General features: G+C 45.7%; 16 protein-coding genes. 7 read left to right on the top strand and 9 right to left on the bottom strand.

Translation table 11 applies throughout. The features are described from left to right. The first annotated feature begins 22 nt into the window (after positions 1 to 22). The 3 genes from aceE to lpdA all read left to right on the top strand — a co-directional run bounded on the left by aceE (position 23) and on the right by lpdA (position 6,307). Positions 23 to 2,686, top strand: a complete 2,664-nt coding sequence (gene aceE / locus AK965_RS11990) for a pyruvate dehydrogenase (acetyl-transferring), homodimeric type (protein WP_099079841.1) — start codon at positions 23 to 25, stop codon at positions 2,684 to 2,686. 30 nt (positions 2,687 to 2,716) lie between these two features. Continuing rightward, positions 2,717 to 4,621, top strand: coding sequence for a pyruvate dehydrogenase complex dihydrolipoyllysine-residue acetyltransferase (aceF, locus tag AK965_RS11995; RefSeq protein WP_099079842.1), 1,905 nt, complete (start codon positions 2,717 to 2,719; stop codon positions 4,619 to 4,621). Positions 4,622 to 4,876: 255 nt separating this feature from the next. After that, positions 4,877 to 6,307 (top strand): dihydrolipoyl dehydrogenase, encoded by a 1,431-nt coding sequence (gene lpdA, locus AK965_RS12000; protein WP_099079843.1) that lies wholly within the window; start codon positions 4,877 to 4,879, stop codon positions 6,305 to 6,307. A gap of 141 nt (positions 6,308 to 6,448) precedes the next feature. Here the strand turns inward: lpdA and AK965_RS12005 are convergent, their stop codons facing one another. After that, positions 6,449 to 7,063 carry a LuxR/HapR/OpaR family quorum-sensing transcriptional regulator gene (locus AK965_RS12005; protein ID WP_099079844.1) on the bottom strand — a complete coding sequence of 205 codons (615 nt, stop codon included), beginning with the start codon at positions 7,061 to 7,063 and terminating at the stop codon, positions 6,449 to 6,451. A 319-nt stretch (positions 7,064 to 7,382) separates the two neighbouring features. Here AK965_RS12005 and hpt point away from each other — a divergent pair, with 319 nt between their 5' ends. Further along, positions 7,383 to 7,913 carry a hypoxanthine phosphoribosyltransferase gene (hpt, locus tag AK965_RS12010; RefSeq protein ID WP_099079845.1) on the top strand — a complete coding sequence of 177 codons (531 nt, stop codon included), beginning with the start codon at positions 7,383 to 7,385 and terminating at the stop codon, positions 7,911 to 7,913. Between the two features lie 69 nt (positions 7,914 to 7,982). On the opposite strand, the gene can is transcribed toward hpt, so the two are convergent. Next, on the bottom strand, positions 7,983 to 8,651 hold the full coding sequence (gene can, locus AK965_RS12015; RefSeq protein ID WP_099079846.1) for a carbonate dehydratase: 669 nt from the start codon (positions 8,649 to 8,651) through the stop codon (positions 7,983 to 7,985). Positions 8,652 to 8,934: 283 nt separating this feature from the next. Here can and AK965_RS12020 point away from each other — a divergent pair, with 283 nt between their 5' ends. The 3 genes from AK965_RS12020 (at position 8,935) to AK965_RS12030 (ending at position 12,521) form a co-directional block, all read left to right on the top strand. Continuing rightward, positions 8,935 to 10,605: a SulP family inorganic anion transporter gene (locus AK965_RS12020; protein ID WP_099079847.1), complete on the top strand. Its 1,671-nt coding sequence runs from the start codon at positions 8,935 to 8,937 to the stop codon at positions 10,603 to 10,605. Between the two features lie 228 nt (positions 10,606 to 10,833). After that, positions 10,834 to 11,751, top strand: coding sequence for an ABC transporter ATP-binding protein (locus AK965_RS12025; protein ID WP_099079848.1), 918 nt, complete (start codon positions 10,834 to 10,836; stop codon positions 11,749 to 11,751). Continuing rightward, positions 11,751 to 12,521 carry an ABC transporter permease gene (locus tag AK965_RS12030; RefSeq protein WP_099079849.1) on the top strand — a complete coding sequence of 257 codons (771 nt, stop codon included), beginning with the start codon at positions 11,751 to 11,753 and terminating at the stop codon, positions 12,519 to 12,521. The genes AK965_RS12025 and AK965_RS12030 overlap by 1 nt, the downstream gene beginning before the upstream one ends. A gap of 68 nt (positions 12,522 to 12,589) precedes the next feature. On the opposite strand, the gene panC is transcribed toward AK965_RS12030, so the two are convergent. From panC to sfsA, 7 genes are all read right to left on the bottom strand, one after another. After that, positions 12,590 to 13,495: a pantoate--beta-alanine ligase gene (gene panC / locus AK965_RS12035; RefSeq protein WP_099079850.1), complete on the bottom strand. Its 906-nt coding sequence runs from the start codon at positions 13,493 to 13,495 to the stop codon at positions 12,590 to 12,592. An 11-nt stretch (positions 13,496 to 13,506) separates the two neighbouring features. After that, entirely contained in the window at positions 13,507 to 14,301 is a 795-nt protein-coding gene (gene panB / locus AK965_RS12040; protein ID WP_099079851.1) for a 3-methyl-2-oxobutanoate hydroxymethyltransferase, read from the bottom strand. 24 nt (positions 14,302 to 14,325) lie between these two features. Then, positions 14,326 to 14,811 carry a 2-amino-4-hydroxy-6-hydroxymethyldihydropteridine diphosphokinase gene (gene folK, locus AK965_RS12045; RefSeq protein WP_099079852.1) on the bottom strand — a complete coding sequence of 162 codons (486 nt, stop codon included), beginning with the start codon at positions 14,809 to 14,811 and terminating at the stop codon, positions 14,326 to 14,328. Continuing rightward, on the bottom strand, positions 14,808 to 16,175 hold the full coding sequence (gene pcnB / locus AK965_RS12050) for a polynucleotide adenylyltransferase PcnB (protein WP_172438137.1): 1,368 nt from the start codon (positions 16,173 to 16,175) through the stop codon (positions 14,808 to 14,810). Before pcnB ends, folK begins: the two co-directional genes overlap by 4 nt. A gap of 102 nt (positions 16,176 to 16,277) precedes the next feature. Beyond that, entirely contained in the window at positions 16,278 to 17,141 is an 864-nt protein-coding gene (gluQRS, locus tag AK965_RS12055) for a tRNA glutamyl-Q(34) synthetase GluQRS (protein ID WP_099079853.1), read from the bottom strand. Between the two features lie 256 nt (positions 17,142 to 17,397). Next, positions 17,398 to 17,844 carry an RNA polymerase-binding protein DksA gene (dksA, locus tag AK965_RS12060; RefSeq protein ID WP_099079854.1) on the bottom strand — a complete coding sequence of 149 codons (447 nt, stop codon included), beginning with the start codon at positions 17,842 to 17,844 and terminating at the stop codon, positions 17,398 to 17,400. A 137-nt stretch (positions 17,845 to 17,981) separates the two neighbouring features. After that, the gene (sfsA, locus tag AK965_RS12065) at positions 17,982 to 18,698 is read right to left on the bottom strand and encodes a DNA/RNA nuclease SfsA (protein ID WP_099079855.1); all 717 of its coding nucleotides are present in this window, start codon (positions 18,696 to 18,698) and stop codon (positions 17,982 to 17,984) included. Between the last annotated feature and the right edge of the window lie 39 nt (positions 18,699 to 18,737).

The raw sequence follows: 18,737 nt of genomic DNA on the forward strand, positions 1-18,737 counted from the left end.
ACCAACAGAAGGATAGATCGCCATGTCTGACATGAAGCATGACGTAGACGTATTGGAAACTCAAGATTGGCTACAGGCCCTTGAATCCGTTGTTCGTGAAGAGGGTGTAGAGCGTGCACAGTTTTTACTAGAAACTGTTCTAGAAAAAGCACGCTTAGACGGCGTTGATATGCCAACGGGCATCAACACAAACTACATCAACACTATTCCAGCAGCACAAGAGCCAGCTTACCCTGGTGATGTGACGCTTGAGCGTCGTATTCGTTCGATTATTCGTTGGAACGCAATCATGATCGTATTGCGTGCTTCTAAGAAGGACCTAGACCTAGGTGGTCACATGGCTTCTTACCAGTCAGCCGCTGCGTTCTACGAAGTGTGTTTCAACCACTTCTTCCGCGCTCCAAACGAGACGGACGGTGGCGATTTGGTTTACTACCAAGGTCACATCTCTCCGGGTATTTACTCTCGTGCATTCGTTGAAGGCCGTCTAACAGAAGAGCAGCTAGACAATTTCCGTCAAGAAGTGGACGGTAAAGGTATCCCATCATACCCGCACCCTAAACTCATGCCTGAGTTCTGGCAGTTCCCGACCGTATCTATGGGTCTTGGCCCGATCTCTGCTATCTATCAAGCGCGTTTCCTTAAGTACCTAGAAGGTCGTGGCCTGAAAGATACTTCAGCTCAACGTGTGTACGCGTTCCTAGGCGACGGTGAGATGGATGAGCCAGAATCACGTGGTGCTATCTCTTTCGCTGCGCGTGAAAAGCTGGATAACCTATGTTTCCTAATCAACTGTAACCTACAGCGCCTAGACGGTCCTGTTATGGGTAACGGTAGCATCATTCAAGAACTAGAAGGCCTGTTTAAAGGTGCTGGTTGGAACGTTGTTAAGGTTATCTGGGGTAACAACTGGGATGCACTTCTAGCGAAAGATACGTCTGGTAAACTTCTTCAGCTTATGAATGAAACGATCGATGGTGACTACCAGACATTCAAATCTAAAGATGGCGCATACGTACGTGAGCACTTCTTTGGTAAGTATCCAGAAACTGCGGCACTTGTCGCCGATATGACGGATGATGAAATCTTTGCACTTAAGCGTGGTGGTCACGACTCATCTAAACTATTCGCTGCATTCAACAATGCGAAAGAGACAGGTGGCAAGCCAACCGTAATCCTAGCTAAGACGGTTAAAGGTTACGGCATGGGTGACGCAGCAGAAGGAAAGAACATTGCACACGGTGTGAAGAAAATGGACATGACTCATGTTCAGCACCTGCGTGATCGTCTGGGTCTACAAGACATTCTTTCAGATGAGAAGATTAAAGAACTTCCATACTTGAAACTGGAAGAAGGTACACCTGAGTACGAATACCTACATGCTCGTCGTAAAGCACTACATGGTTACACGCCAGCTCGCTTGCCTAAATTCACTCAAGAATTCAAAGTGCCTGAGCTAGATGCATTTGCACCACTACTCGGTGAGCAGAAGCGTGATATCTCAACGACAATGGCTTACGTACGTACGCTAAATATCCTACTGAAAGACAAGAACATCGGTAAGAACATTGTTCCTATCATCTGTGATGAAGCTCGTACATTCGGTATGGAAGGTCTATTCCGTCAGGTTGGTATCTACAACCCACACGGTCAAGAATACACACCTGAAGATAAAGGCATCGTTTCTTACTACAAAGAAGCGACATCTGGTCAGGTTCTTCAGGAAGGTATCAACGAACTCGGTTCAATGGCGTCTTGGGTTGCGGCTGCGACTTCTTACAGCACTAACGATCTTCCAATGATCCCGTTCTACATCTACTACTCAATGTTCGGTTTCCAACGTATTGGTGACATGGCATGGCTTGCAGGTGACCAACAAGCTCGTGGCTTCCTACTAGGTGCTACAGCAGGTCGTACAACACTGAACGGTGAAGGTCTACAGCACGAAGATGGTCACTCTCACATCCAAGCGAACACCATCCCTAACTGTATCTCTTACGATCCAACGTTTGCTTACGAGCTCGCGGTTATCATGCAAGACGGTATCCGTCGCATGTACGGCCCAGAGCAAGAGAACGTGTTCTACTACCTAACGGTAATGAACGAAAACTACGCAATGCCAGCCATGCCAGAAGGCGCTGAGGAAGGCATTCGTAAGGGTATCTACAAGCTTGAGTCTCACGCGGGTAGTAAGGGCAAAGTTCAGCTAATGAGCTCTGGTACTATCATGAATGAAGTGCGCAAAGCAGCGACGATCCTAAGTGAAGAGTACGGCGTAGCCTCTGATGTGTTCTCTGTGACGTCTTTCAATGAGCTAACTCGTGACGGCCAAGACGCTGAGCGTTACAACATGCTTCACCCTGAAGCGGAAGCGAAAGTACCTTACATCACAACGGTTCTTGGTAGTGAGCCTGCAATCGCAGCAACGGACTACATGAAGAACTATGCTGAGCAAGTGCGTGCATTTATGCCGACTGAGTCTTACAAAGTTCTTGGTACGGATGGTTTCGGTCGTTCTGACAGCCGTGAAAACCTACGTCGCCACTTCGAAGTTAACGCTGGCTATGTAGTCGTTGCTGCGCTAACTGAATTGGCTAAACGTGGTGATGTTGAGAAGTCTGTTGTGGCTGAAGCTATTGCTAAGTTCAACATCGACACTGAAAAAACTAACCCGCTATACGCATAAGACAACGCTTAATTAAAAGGTAGATAAGCAATGGCAATCGAAATTATTGTACCGGATATTGGTGCTGATGAGGTTGAAGTAACTGAGATTCTTGTAAGCGTTGGCGACAAGGTTGAAGAAGAGCAGTCACTGATCACGGTTGAAGGCGATAAAGCGTCTATGGAAGTACCTGCGTCTCAAGCGGGTATCGTAAAAGAGATCAAAGTAGCGGAAGGTGATTCTGTTTCTACAGGTTCTCTAATCATGATTTTTGAAGCGGAAGGTGCAGTCGAAGCACCAGCTGCTCCAGCAGTTGAAGCGGCGCCAGTAGCGGCTCCTACTGCGGCTGAGCTTAAAGAAGTTCACGTTCCAGATATCGGTGGCGACGAAGTAGAAGTGACTGAAATCATGGTTGCAGTTGGCGATGCAGTAGAAGAAGAGCAATCTCTAATCACTGTTGAAGGCGACAAAGCTTCTATGGAAGTACCAGCACCATTCGCTGGTATCGTTAAAGAAATCAAAATCGCTACTGGTGACTCAGTTTCTACTGGCTCTCTAGTAATGGTATTTGAAGTCACAGGTTCAGGCGCAGCAGCGACTCCTGCAGCAGTAGAAGCACCTGCGGCAGCTCCAGCGGCATCAGCAGCGGCATCAGCAGCGAAAGAAGTCAACGTTCCAGATATCGGCGGTGACGAAGTTGAAGTTACTGAAGTAATGGTAGCGGTTGGCGACACAGTAGAAGAAGAGCAATCTCTAATCACTGTTGAAGGCGACAAAGCGTCTATGGAAGTACCAGCGCCATTCGCTGGTACTGTTAAAGAAATCAAGATTGCCGCTGGCGATAAAGTAACAACTGGCTCTCTGATTATGGTATTCGAAGTTGCAGGCGCAGCTCCTGTAGCGGCATCTGAACCTGCAGCGGCTCCAGCTCAAGCGGCGGCAGCAGCTCCGGCCGCATCGGCGGACCGTCCAAAAGCTGAAGCTTCAGCGGCAGCAGCAACTGGCGACTTCCAAGAGAACAATGACTACGCACACGCATCTCCAGTGGTTCGTCGTCTAGCTCGTGAGTTTGGCGTTAACCTATCTAAGGTTAAGGGTTCTGGTCGTAAGAGCCGTATCCTAAAAGAAGACGTTCAAAACTACGTTAAAGATGCGCTTAAGCGTCTTGAGTCTGGTGCAGCAGCATCTGGCAAAGGCGGTGACGGCTCAGCGCTTGGTCTACTACCTTGGCCAAAAGTTGACTTCAGCAAGTTTGGCGAAACTGAAGTTCAGAAGCTTTCTAAAATCAAGAAGATCTCTGGTGCAAACCTGCACCGTAACTGGGTGATGATCCCTCACGTTACACAGTGGGATAACGCAGACATTACTGAGCTAGAAGCATTCCGCAAAGAGCAGAATGCAATCGAAGCGAAGAAAGACACAGGCATGAAGATCACGCCACTTGTGTTCATCATGAAAGCAGTCGCTAAAGCGCTAGAAGCGTTCCCAGCGTTTAACTCTTCACTATCTGAAGATGGCGAAAGCATCATTCTTAAGAAGTACGTAAACGTAGGTATTGCTGTTGATACGCCAAACGGTCTAGTTGTTCCTGTGTTTAAAGATGTGAACAAGAAAGGCATCTACGAGCTATCTGAAGAGCTGATGGTGGTTTCTAAGAAAGCACGTGCTGGTAAGCTAACAGCGGCAGACATGCAGGGTGGCTGTTTCACTATCTCAAGCCTAGGTGGCATCGGTGGTACAGCATTTACGCCAATCGTAAACGCACCAGAAGTGGGTATCCTTGGTGTATCTAAGTCTGAGATGAAGCCAGTATGGAACGGTAAAGAATTTGAACCACGCCTACAGCTTCCACTATCTCTATCATACGACCACCGTGTGATCGATGGTGCTGAAGGTGCGCGCTTCATTACTTACCTAAATGAGTGCCTATCAGACATCCGTCGTCTTGTTCTTTAATTAAGATGAGATGATTGAGAGGCGGCACATTGCCGCCTCTGTTAATTGAATTACCGAACAATTGGAGAATGAAAAGAGGCTTTTCATTGTCGAATTGTTGTCTAGCTCACAGGCTAAATTGATTTACTTTTCACACCATTAACATCTCTGTAAACTGATGCCGGTCTGAAATAACGGTTTATAACGAACTGACTTTAAATATAAAGAATCAATACTCACTCAGCCTGTTAGGGATAATGACTACAAGAGGTCAAAATGAGCAAAGAAATTAAAGCCCAAGTTGTTGTACTTGGTTCTGGTCCTGCTGGTTACTCCGCGGCATTCCGTTGTGCGGATTTAGGTCTTGAAACCGTACTAATTGAGCGTTACAGCACCCTAGGTGGTGTATGTCTTAACGTAGGTTGTATCCCATCAAAAGCGCTTCTTCACGTTTCAAAAGTGATTGAAGAAGCGAAAGCGATGGCTGATCACGGTGTCGTTTTTGGTGAACCACAAACAGACATCAACAAGATCCGTATCTGGAAAGAGAAAGTTGTAAACCAACTGACTGGCGGCCTTAGCGGCATGGCTAAGATGCGTAACGTGACAGTGGTTAACGGCTACGGTAAGTTCACAGGCCCTAACGCTATCCTTGTAGAAGGCGAAGGCGAGTCAACAACAGTTAACTTCGATAACGCTATCATTGCAGCGGGCTCTCGCCCAATCAAACTTCCGTTTATCCCGCATGAAGACCCACGTATTTGGGATTCAACGGATGCGCTAGAACTGAAAGAAGTACCAGAAAAACTGCTTATCATGGGCGGTGGTATCATCGGTCTAGAAATGGGTACGGTTTACCACTCTCTAGGTTCTAAAGTCGACGTAGTAGAGATGTTTGACCAAGTTATCCCTGCCGCGGATAAAGACATCGTTAAAGTTTATACTAAGCGCATCAAAGACAAGTTCAAGCTAATGCTTGAGACGAAAGTAACAGCAGTTGAAGCGAAAGAAGACGGTATCTACGTTTCAATGGAAGGCAAAAAAGCGCCAGCTGAAGCTGAGCGTTACGATGCGGTTCTTGTTGCTATCGGTCGTGTGCCAAACGGTAAGCTATTCGATGGTGAAAAAGCAGGTCTTGAAATTGATGAGCGTGGCTTCATCAATGTTGATAAGCAAATGCGCACTAACGTACCGCACATCTTCGCTATCGGTGACATCGTTGGTCAACCAATGCTTGCTCACAAAGGTGTGCATGAAGGCCATGTAGCGGCGGAAGTTATCTCTGGTAAGAAACACTACTTCGACCCTAAAGTGATTCCTTCAATTGCTTACACTGAGCCAGAAGTGGCATGGGTTGGTAAGACTGAGAAAGAAGCGAAAGCGGAAGGCATCAACTACGAAGTGGCGACATTCCCATGGGCAGCATCAGGTCGTGCAATTGCATCTGACTGTGCAGACGGTATGACTAAGCTTATCTTTGATAAAGAGACTCACCGCGTAATTGGTGGTGCTATCGTTGGTACTAACGGTGGTGAACTATTGGGTGAAATCGGCCTTGCAATTGAAATGGGTTGTGATGCAGAAGACATCGCTCTAACCATCCACGCTCACCCAACGCTACACGAGTCTGTGGGCCTGGCTGCTGAAGTATTTGAAGGTTCAATCACTGATCTTCCAAACAAAAAAGCAGTGAAAAAGAAAAAATAATTTTTCTTGAAGATTAAATGATAAAAACCGCTGATTCGTCAGCGGTTTTTTTATATCAGACATGTCAATAATAGTAGGTATAAAAAGCCCACCAATCGAGGTGGACTTGTCACACTTATTTGGAAGTTGGGGAGCGAAACCTTAGTGCTCACGGTTGTAGATACAAAGCATATCTAGGTATGAGTTTACTAGGTTCGTGAGTCCTACTTCGGTTTTTGAACGATTAGCTTGAACAAATATTGAGTAACAAATGCCGTGGAATAGGTTAGCCAAATCTCCCGGTTCATGCTTATCGCACACTTCACCACGCTCAATGGCTTTGATGAACATGTTTTGCACCAACAGTTGGTTAGTATGGTTGGTGGTCACAAATAATGGCCATACCTCATCACGCGTTGATGCGCTCCATTCGAACCATACCTTTAGCCAGTGGCAATCTTGGCTGACAAGCTCAATCATTGCATTGGTGATATTGGCGATGTTTTCACGAGCGTGAAGATCTAAGTCAATGTTATCTGATAAGAAGTTAGAAAACTGACGTACCACATGATTCAACACTTCGTCAACCAAATCTTCACGAGTTGGGAAATAGTTAAAAACCGTCGCAACCGAAACTTGAGCAATGTCAGCGATATCAGCATGGCCACCACGGCCAATGCCACGACGAGCAAACACTTCTAACGCGATTTCCATTAGTTGTTGTTTACGTTTTATAGGTGAAAGCCTAGTACGAGGCCTCTTTGCAATAGAGTCCATATCCATTTTCCTTGCCATTGAGTTGATAATATTGGGGGTAATCCCCCTAATTGATTTTTTTAATTATTACTTTAAGCATTGATGAGTCTAATGGTGCATATGTGCAAGGTCAATATTTTATGGTTAATTTATAGACAGCAATGTCATTATTGATGCGATATGCTGCTGGAAATGTCTTAAAATTGAGGCGTGCACCAAACGGAGCGTGGATCAAGTATGCGACTTTTCACCCACTGATCGTGGTGATACACTACAGCCGCAAGACAGGGTGATCGTTTGCGTACGACTTACCTCAACCCACAAACAAATTGAGCACAGTATGAAACATACAATAGAAGTCATGATTTCTGAGCAAGACGTTCAGGAGCGAATTCGTGAATTAGGTAAACAAATTACAGAGCGTTACCAGAGCAGTGAAGATCTGGTGCTTGTAGGCTTGCTACGTGGTTCATTTGTATTTATGGCCGACTTGGCGCGTGCTATCGAACTGACTCACCAAGTCGATTTCATGACCGCTTCAAGTTACGGTAATACGATGGAAAGCTCGCGTGATGTTCGTATCCTAAAAGATCTTGACGATGATATTAAAGGCAAAGATGTATTGATCGTAGAAGACATCATCGATACGGGTAATACCCTAAATAAGATCCGCGAAATTCTGTCGCTACGTGAGCCAAAATCTATCGCAATTTGTACATTGCTAGACAAGCCATCACGACGTGAAGTTGACGTGCCAGTGGATTGGTTTGGCTTTGCGATTCCTGACGAATTCGTTGTGGGTGTTGGTATCGATTACGCTCAAAAATACCGCCATTTGCCATACATTGGTAAGGTTGTACCGCAAGAGTAATGATTGCGTAGGAACTTTGAAAATTAAAAAAAAAGCGCCCTTTGATCTCAAAGGGCGCTTTTTTTAAACTCATCGACAAAGCAATTTTTTGTCGTCATTTAAAATAGCGGAAAGGGCTTTTTGATAGGAAGCTTCTACGGTTTCTTGCGAATGAGAACGAACGCCTAAGTATTCTAATCGGCCATCTTCAATACCATAAACCACGCCATGAATTTCGACATCTTGACCGCGTTCCCACGCATTTTGCATGATGGTTGAGTTGCCCAGGTTATAGACTTGTTCAGCAACGTTGATCTCCCCAAGTTTATCAGCGCGATCTTCCTGAGGCATTTGATCGAGGTAGGTACGGTGTTTGAAGTAGATATCTCGGATGTGGAGCAGCCAGTTATTAATGAGGCCAAGTTGAGGGTTGTCGATAGCAGCATTAACGCCTCCGCAACCATAGTGTCCACAAACAATAATGTGCTTTACCTTAAGGACATCGACGGCGTATTGCACCACAGATAGGCAGTTCAGGTCGGTGTGGATGACCTGGTTAGCCACATTGCGGTGAACAAATAACTCGCCAGAGTAAAGTCCAGTTAATCGTTCTGCTGGTACGCGGCTGTCTGAACAGCCAATCCAAAGGAAATCTGGTTTCTGGCCCTGTGCGAGTTTTGCAAAATATTCAGGACGATCCGATTTGATTTCTTCTGACCACTTTGAATTATTTTCGAATAATTGTTTAATTTCCGGCATCTGACAATCTACTTCCCTAAAAATCAAAAAGACCAACCACTCTCCAGTGCTAATAAAGCGATCAGCGCTGTAACTATACACAATGTTACAATTACGATCCCGATAAATATTCATCAAAGATGACTCATCTGACTAGTTCTCGTCGTTAAAATCATAAAATATGCAGCCATCATTCATTAAGCGAATAAGCCTATGTACTTAGAGGTTTTTTTGCTTTTTTTCTTTATCAAAATATTTGGTAGATTGATATCATTTTGTATTTTTAATGCTGGGAGCAAATTCGATGTTCGGTCGTCGCTTTAAGGATATCAACCTGAAAGGGGATCTGTTTGGTGGTGTGACAACCGCCATTATTTCACTTCCTCTCGCCCTCGCCTTTGGTGTGGCTTCTGGAGCAGGTGCAGAAGCGGGCTTGTGGGGCGCAATTATGGTGGGGCTGTTTGCTTCACTATTTGGTGGTTCTAACACGCTTATTTCAGAGCCAACCGGCCCGATGACGGTGATCATGACGGCGGTATTAACCAGCATGATGGCCAAATATCCAGAAACTGGCTTGGCAATGACGTTTACTGTGGTCATGATGGCAGGGGCATTCCAGGTCGTGCTCGGTACGCTGAAGCTTGGTAAATACATCACATTAATGCCGTACAGCGTGATATCCGGTTTTATGTCTGGCATCGGTGTCATTCTTATCATCTTGCAATTATCTCCTCTGCTTGGACATGCCGCCCCTACTGGTGGCGTTATTGGCACATTATCGGCACTGCCAGATACCATCTCTAACCTTAAGTTCAGTGAGTTATTTTTAGGTCTCCTGACTTTAGGTATTTTGTTCTTCTTCCCGACGCAGTATCGTAAATATGTGCCAGCTCAGTTAGTGGCGCTTGTTGCGGTGACGTTGCTGTCGGTGATGTTGTTTGATGCTGAAGATATTCGCCGCATTGGTGAAATTCCAGGGGGATTGCCATCACTGGTTGTTCCGCATATTGACCCTGCGATGTTCACCGAAATGGTCATCGATGCATTGGTACTTGGAACATTGGGCTGTATTGATACCTTGCTAACGGCGGTGATTGGTGATTCCCTGACGCGTAAAGAGCATGACTCAGATAAAGAGTTGCGTGGTCAAGGCTTGGCGAACATGATCTCTGGCTTGTTTGGTGCGCTGCCCGGTGCGGGGGCAACCATGGGTACGGTAACCAACATTCAGGTGGGAGCGTGCTCGCCACTGTCCGGTGTGATTCGTGCGTTGATTCTGGCATTGGTGGTCTTGGTGGCAAGTGGCTTAACTGAGCCGATCCCAATGGCGGTGCTTGCAGGTATTGCGGTATATGTAGGTTTCAACATTCTCGACTGGAGTTTTATACAACGAGCGCATAAAGTCAGTTTTCCGGGTATGGTGATCATGTATGGCGTCATGCTATTGACCGTATTTGTGGATTTAATTGTTGCGGTAGGCCTTGGCGTATTTATTTCCAATATTATCATTATTGAGCGACTGAGCCGTGAGCAAGCCCGCCAAGTAAAAGCGATCAGTGATGCAGATGAAGACGATGTGCCACTAACGGACAGTGAACGTGGACTACTAGATAGTGCTAATGGCAAAGTCCTGTTCTTTTATCTGTCAGGCCCGATGATATTCAGTGTCTCTAAAGCGATTTCTCGTCAGCATACCAGCATTGCCGATTATGAAGTGATGATCCTCGATTTGACCGATGTGCCTATGATTGATGTGACCGTGGGACTCGCACTGGAGAATGCGATTAAGGACGCCCTAGATGCAAACTGTGAAGTGTATTTGTTGTGTCCCAACCTGCGCACGCGTGAGCAGTTAGAGAAGTTCCACGTGATTGACTTAGTGCCTGATGCGAATACCTACAAGTTCCGCTATGAGGCGCTAAATGCGGCAGTGAAGCATGTGGAACCCGACGAACACCGGATGCCAACCATGTAACTGAAGTCATTTATCTTTAAAGCGTTGTCAGAGCAATCTCGCGGCGCTTTTTTGTTAGAGCACTCATTATTTCCAATATTGCGGAAAGGTTTAATTGTAATCATCGTCATTCGACGATAGACTAATTCAACTTAAGTGCAATACCGTTGGTCGACGATTGCGTCAGCATGCGTTATTCCAATCGGCGTTGGCAATCACAATTCATGAACAGATGGCAATGAATACGCTATGTACGCATTAGAAATAGAACAGCTTCGCAAAACGTATGCGGGTGGCTTTGAGGCGTTGAAGGGAATTAGCCTTAAAGTAGAGAAAGGCGACTTTTACGCGCTTTTAGGGCCGAATGGGGCCGGTAAGTCGACTACGATCGGTATTATCGCTTCTTTAGTCAATAAAACCTCTGGCACCACAAAAGTGTTCGGATACGACATGGATACGCACCTTGAGCTTGCTAAACAGAATCTTGGGTTAGTGCCACAAGAATTCAACTTCAATCAGTTTGAGACGGTTGAGCAGATTGTAATACAGCAGGCAGGCTACTATGGCGTATCGAAAGTGCTGGCGAAAGAGCGGGCTGAAAAATACTTAACTAAGCTGGATTTGTGGGAAAAACGCAAAGAGCGTGCTCGTAACTTATCTGGTGGTATGAAGCGCCGTTTAATGATTGCACGAGCGTTGATGCATGAACCACAATTGTTGATTCTTGATGAGCCCACAGCGGGTGTGGATATCGAACTGCGTCGTTCAATGTGGGATTTCTTAAAAGAGATCAACCAAGAACAGGGCATTACGATCATTTTGACCACGCACTATCTCGAAGAGGCGGAAATGCTGTGCCGTAACATAGGCATCATCAACAAAGGTGAGCTGATCGAGAACACAACCATGAAGGCGCTCTTAGGCAAACTACGAGTAGAAACCTTCATCTTAGATGTGGAGTTCGATGGTGTCATGCCTACTCTGCAAGGTGTGAATAGCCAAACGATGCTTAATGGCTCATTGGAAATTGAGTTAGATAAGAGCCAAGGGCTGAACTCAGTGTTCAGTCAGTTATCTGAACATGGTGTCAAAGTGCTTTCTATGCGTAACAAAGCGAACCGTCTGGAAGAACTGTTTGTTAGCATCGTGCGTGGAGGTAACCAATAATGTACCTGTTATATTGGACCGCTTTTAGTAGTCTGCTAACCAAAGAAATCAATCGTTTCACACGTATTTGGGTGCAAACCTTAGTGCCACCGGCGATTACCATGACGTTGTACTTCATTATCTTCGGTAGCCTAATTGGCTCTCGTATTGGTGAAATGAATGGCTTCAGTTACATGGAATACATCGTGCCGGGTTTGATCATGATGTCAGTTATTACCAACTCTTATTCGAATGTCGCATCGTCGTTCTTCAGTTCTAAATTTCAGCGCAACATTGAAGAGCTGCTAGTGGCGCCAGTGCCAAACTACATTATCATCCTAGGCTTTGTGATGGGGGGGGTGGTCCGTGGTTTGTTAGTGGGCACCATTGTTACCTTCGTATCGCTGTTTTTTGTTGATCTGCAAGTGGATCACTGGGGCATTATTATTGCGACTGTCTTTATGACCTCTGTGGTATTTTCGCTGGGTGGACTGATTAATGCCGTATACGCAAAATCGTTTGATGATATTTCGATTATTCCTACGTTTGTATTAACGCCACTGACTTACCTTGGCGGGGTATTCTACTCGATTAGTTTGCTGCCTGATTTTTGGCAAGGGGTATCGAAGCTAAACCCCATCGTCTATATGGTGAATGCCTTCCGTTACGGTTTCCTTGGTGTTTCTGATGTGGGCATTGTGACCTCGTTCAGCGTACTGACTGTGTTCATCGTCGCGTTGTATGCCGTCGCACACTATTTGATCACTAAGGGCATTGGTTTGCGTTCATAGGCTGGGCGCTTCAAATTGATAAAAAAAGGTCGACCTAGCGTCGACCTTTTTTCATTTGAGCGTTCTGTTTACTCAGCGTTTGTTGAATTCGTTTCGTTTGACTCTGCTTCTTCTTTGCTTTCAACTGCTATATCAACGGTTTGGTTGTCAATTAGGCGTGCTTTTCCTAGGAAGGCCGACATTAAAATGACGGCTTGAGTCGTTTCTGCAGTGATCGATCGCAGTGTACGAGCGTCGCGAATGAAGATTTCATCTGGCAGCAGGCCGGCTGCACGTAGTTGGTCATTTGCATCTTCAACAATCGATGCATAGTCATCACGACCGCCACGCATTGCACTGCTGATCCAACGCATGGTGCGAGCCAATACCGGTGCGCGTTGTCGCTCATCGATCGTTAGCAGACCATTACGCGAGCTCATCGCAAGGCCGTCCATTTCACGTACAGTTGGTACGCCAATGATGTTGATATCCATCGCCAGATCTTCGACCATTTTGCGAATCACAGCAAGTTGTTGGAAGTCTTTCTCACCAAAACATGCAACGTCTGGTTGAACGATATTGAATAGCTTGTTGACAATGGTCGTTACGCCGCGGAAGTGGCCTGGACGAGACGCGCCTTCAAGAATGGTAGACAGCCCAGGGACATCGACAAAAGTTTGTTTATCAAGCCCTTCAGGGTAGATAATTTCTGGTGTTGGAGTGAATACCACCTCTACCCCTTCGCCGCTCAGCTTGTTGAGGTCTTCTTCAAGCGTACGAGGGTAGTTATTTAAATCGTCTGCACGTTCAAACTGCATCGGGTTAACAAAGATGCTTACGACAACGACATCAGCGTATTCGCGCGCTTTACGAACCAGTGTTAAGTGGCCTTCATGAAGGTTACCCATGGTTGGGACAAATGCCACTTTACGACCTTCACGTTTAAAGGTTTTAATTTGTTCACGAACGGCTGAAATTTCCGCAAAAGTTTGCATGCATTTATCCTCTAGGCAATAGTATGAGCGTCGTCAGGGAATTCACCGCTTTCGACGTCAGCAATGTATTTTGCCACAGCAGTGCGCATATCTCCGGCTTCAGCAAGGAAGTTTTTCGAGAACTTAGGCATGTAGTTCGCTGAAATACCGAACATATCATGCATCACCAAAATTTGACCGTCAGTCACGTTGCCTGCACCGATACCGATCACTGGCACATCAAGTACTTGTGTAATGCGAGCTGCCAGTTCGGCAGGTACACACTCGAGTAAAACGATTTGAGCGCCGGCTTCTTGTAGTGCAAGTGCATCTTTAACCATGCGATCGGCTTTTTCTTGATCACGGCCTTGGATTTTATAACCACCAAAAATATTAACAGATTGAGGGGTCAGTCCAAGGTGCGCGCACACTGGTACGGCGCGTTCAGTCAGCATTTTTACTGTATCGACTAACCAATCGCCGCCTTCGACTTTTACCATATTAGCACCAGCACGCATTAACGTTGCCGCGTTTTCACACGCTTGCTCTGGTGTTGCGTAGCTCATGAATGGCATATCTGCCATCAATAGACAGTTTGGGCTGCCTGCGCGTACACAGCGCGTATGGTAAGCGATGTCTTCAACCGTTACTGGTAATGTGTCATTTTTACCTTGCAGAACCATACCTAGAGAGTCTCCGACTAATAGGACTGGCATTTCTTGGCTTTCAAATAACTGGGCAAAGCTGGCATCGTATGCGGTTGAGCTAGCGAACTTACGACCTTCTTGTTTGCATTTAATCAGATCGTTAATGGTTATTTTTTTCATTGTTTTATCCTTACTAGGAGTTGGCTATGACTGCCAAATACGGAGGCCATTTCGGTCTACTCGTTCAAGTAGCGACGAGACCTCGGTCCCATCAGGGAGTTGTAAACTTGGTGCAATTTCCGCAAGAGGGTAGAGTACGAACTCGCGCTCTCTCATTCCATAGTGTGGAACTGTCAGTCTCTCGGAATTAATCACCTCATTGCCGTATAGAATAATGTCGAGGTCTAACGTTCTTGGCCCCCAACGTTCGTCTTTACGGACACGCCCTTGCTCTTGCTCAATTGCTTGGGTGCAATTAAGTAACTCAAGGGGCATCAAATTGGTATTGATTGCTACTACGGCATTGATGTAATCCGGCTGATTTTGCGGACCCATCGGTGTGCTGCTGTATAGCGAAGAAGCCTGAATAAACTCTGAATTGGGTAGAGTTTTGAGTGCCTCGATCGCGACGTTTGCTTGGCTGACGGGATCAGCCAAGTTACTGCCTACCGCAATGTATGCTGTGATCATGATTTAGGCTTACTTTTTTTCTTGCGATAGGTTTTACGGCGACGAGGGCCAGACTTTGGTGATTGGCCATCAAGGTCTGCTGCCATCGCTTGACGCATTTCACGCCCAGCATTTTGGAAAGTTTCCCACCATTTGGCAAGCTTCTGAGTGTCTCCACCTTCAATTTCACCGCGCATTTCAAGGAAATCAAAGCCAGCTCTAAATTTATTGAGCTCCATCAGACGAGATGCGCGCTTACCATTGCGTCGTGGAAGACGTAATTGTAGCTGCCAAATTTCTCGAATGGTGGCGGTATGACGACGTGGAATGGCAATCGTGCGAACTTGATCATCAAGGATGATGTTACTTGCTTCCATTATCGCATCGTAGTGGCATAGGTTATGTTGCTCCATTAGCTTGTCAGCGAGGGCACATAGCGGGTACCACAGCATCGCAGCAAACATAAATGCTGGATTGATGCGTTTACCTTCTTCGATACGAATGTCTGTTGAGTCCAATACCAAATCCAGCATTTGCTCTGTATGAGATTCGTAATCTTCAGTGAAGTGTTCAGAAATCGCAGGGAACAGCTGTTGGAATAAGTTGTATTCACGTAGCAGGTGGTAAGTCTCTAGGCCGTGACCTGCTTGAAGCAGCTTTAGTGACTCTTCGAATAGACGTGCTGACGGGATGTCACGCAGTAGTGGCGCCATCTCTTCGATTGGTGCTGCCGTGTCTTCTTCGATGTCGAAGTCGAGTTTTACGGCAAAGCGGACCGCACGCAACATGCGCACTGGATCTTCGCGGTAACGAGTTTCAGGATCACCGATCAGGCGAATAAGACGATCTTCTAAATCTTCAATCCCACGAGCGTAATCGTGAATTGAGTAATCTGCGATGTTGTAGTACATCGAGTTTATCGTGAAGTCGCGACGTTCGGCATCTTCATCAACGGTGCCGTAGACGTTATCTCTTAACAACATCCCTTCTTTTGATTGCTGAGAGATGTTTTTATTTTTTTGCTCTTGGTGGTGACCACGGAAGGTGGCGACTTCGATGATGTCTCGGCCAAACATAATGTGGGCAAGACGAAAACGTCGGCCAATCAAGCGGCAGTTTCTAAACAATTGCTTGATTTGCTCAGGTGTTGCGTTAGTCGCAATATCAAAGTCTTTGGGCTTTTGTCCTAGCAGTAAGTCTCGAACCCCGCCACCCACAAGAAAAGCATCGAAACCAGCACCATTTAGGCGATATAGTACCTTCAGTGCATTATCACTGATGTGCTTACGCGAAATGTTGTGCTCTTCACGAGTTATTACATTGAGAGCGAGCTCTGGGATAGTGGCAGGTTCGCTTGTTGTACAGTCGTTTGTATTCATGTGCATCTGGCAATTACTGGGTTTAATCCAATTTTGCTTTGGTTAGTTATCTAAGCCTCAAGGGCTGATTTTGCGGCTAATAATAGCCTACACGGTGCCATTTGAGAATCACGGCGTGATTTCTATCTCTAATGGAAGCTGTTCTAAGCGCCAATTTTCGCATCCCCAACGTAGAATGTCGTTGAGATTCGCGGACTTAATATGGCCTGGTAGATTAAAACCTAAAAACCTCATGGCATGCAGCAAAGTTGGTTTTGGGTCATTGATATCAATGGCTGTCGCATGATTCTGCTTTGACAGCTTATTACCGTTACTGTCCATCGCCAACGGCAAATGTAAGTAACGTACCTCAGGTTGTTCCAGAATTCGGTACAAGCTGATTTGGCGGCCGGTGGGCTCAATTAAGTCAGCGCCGCGAACGACCTCGGTGACGCCTTGATCAATGTCGTCTAATACTACCGCAAGATTATAAGCAAATAACCCATCGCGACGTTTAATAATGAAATCTTCATTCACTAAGGCTGCAGGAATCGCTATTCTACCGTGTTTCTGATCTAAGAAACTAGCGATGGGCTGGGTCATTTTTAGGCGGATTGCGCCTTCTTGCAAGCCTTTGTCGCGGCAAGTGCCTGGATAATAGCCACCATGTTCTTTAATTTGCTTACGCGTGCACTGGCAGTAATAGGCATCGCCGTTGGCTAGCCAAGCGTCAATTTGTGCTTGATAAAGGTCGTGTCGTTCACTTTGATACACGACGTCCCCATCCCAAAGCAAGTGGTAAGCTCGTAGTGCTTGTAAGATGGCTTCAGAAGCACCGGGCATTTCTCTAGGCGGGTCGAGATCTTCAATTCGGACTAACCAATCACCATGGTTTGCTTTCGCCTGGAAGTAACTACCCAGAGCAGCAACCAGTGAACCAAAATGTAATGGGCCTGAAGGGGATGGGGCGAATCGACCTACGTAGCGTGTCATGCGTGTGTATCTCAAGGTTATACCAAGCGTAGTATGTAGTGGTTTATTCTAGCTGATGAAAATGCTCGATAATGGCGTTAAAAATTTCGATATTAGAATAACTCGTTATCGAAAATTTTCGCCTTGTTCTCAAACATTTCCTCTACGCTATTGTTGAGCACTTGCTTACTGTGGTTGGTATTATTTGGGTATATAAATTAAACCAAAACAAAAAGGGAGCCTGAGCTCCCTTTTAGTAATCATAATGCTTGGTCGATTAACCTTGCATTTGCTTCTCTTTGATTTCTGCAAGTGTTTTACAGTCAATACAAAGATCTGCTGTTGGGCGCGCTTCAAGACGACGGACGCCAATCTCAACGCCACAAGACTCACAGAAGCCGAAATCGTCTTCGTTAATTTTGTCTAGCGTTTTCTCGATCTTCTTGATCAAGCGACGTTCACGGTCACGGTTACGCAGTTCTAAGCTGAACTCTTCCTCTTGAGAGGCACGGTCAACTGGATCTGGGAAGTTTGCGGCTTCGTCCTGCATATGGTGTACAGTGCGACCGACTTCTTCCCTGAGCTGATTACGCCAAGCTGTTAAGATTTTAGTAAAGTGTTCCACTTGCTCTGGTGACATATACTCTTCACCAGGCTTTTCCTGATATGGCTCCACACCAGCAATGGCTAGGATGCCTATCGTTTTTTTCTTTGATTCTGGCATACAGCATCTCCTACTTACACCTAGTCAACTGCTATGCAGTCAATTTAAGGCGGGTATCTATAGCAAAAAGAGACGAAGCAGGCAATCACTGAATTATAAACTTATCGTCATTGTGAAGATAACATCATTTTTTTCAATTAATTGATAAAATCAACAGCAGAAATTAGTTTGATTTCAGTATCGCTTAGTTCTGCTTTATAGCAGAGCACTTCTACTCCAGCGTTTTGTGCTTGTTTTAGTAACATTGAATATTTCGCGTCTATATGGTGTGCCGCGGATACTTTTTCAATGCCTGAATGTAAAACAGTGAATAAAAGTATGGCTCTACTTCCATTTTGTGCCATATCTGTGAGTTCTCTCAGGTGCTTTTGACCTCGTGTGGTGACGGCATCTGGGAAATAGCCTTGTCCTGATGGGGTTTCTTCATCAAGCAGAGTGACGCTTTTCACCTCTATATAGCACTTTGGTTTGTCGCTTGCGCTGAGCAAGATATCAATTCGGCTATTTTCATTGCCGTATTTCACCTCAGTTTGAAGTTGGTCATATCCAATGAGTTCTGAAATAACATCATTTTCAATGGCTTCGACGGCTAATTGGTTAGCGCGAGCGGTATTGACACAGATTCTGTGCCCTTGTGCGGTCTCACTAAGCTCCCAACTGTTTGGGTATTTTCGCTTAGGGTTATCCGAGGTGGAGTACCAAACTTTGTTGCCAGGTGTTGCACAACCTGTCATTGCACCAGTGTTAGCACAATGGATGGTACGAACTTCACCGTTATCTAATTCGATATCGGCAAGAAAGCGTTTGTAGCGTTTGAGCAGAGTTGCTGACTCTAGAGTAGGTTCGAAATGCATTTTGCTTATTTAGACGGGAAAGTTTTATGTACAATGTTG

The sequence above is a fragment of the Vibrio sp. PID17_43 genome (assembly GCF_002608565.1).
Taxonomy (GTDB): Bacteria; Pseudomonadota; Gammaproteobacteria; order Enterobacterales; family Vibrionaceae; genus Vibrio.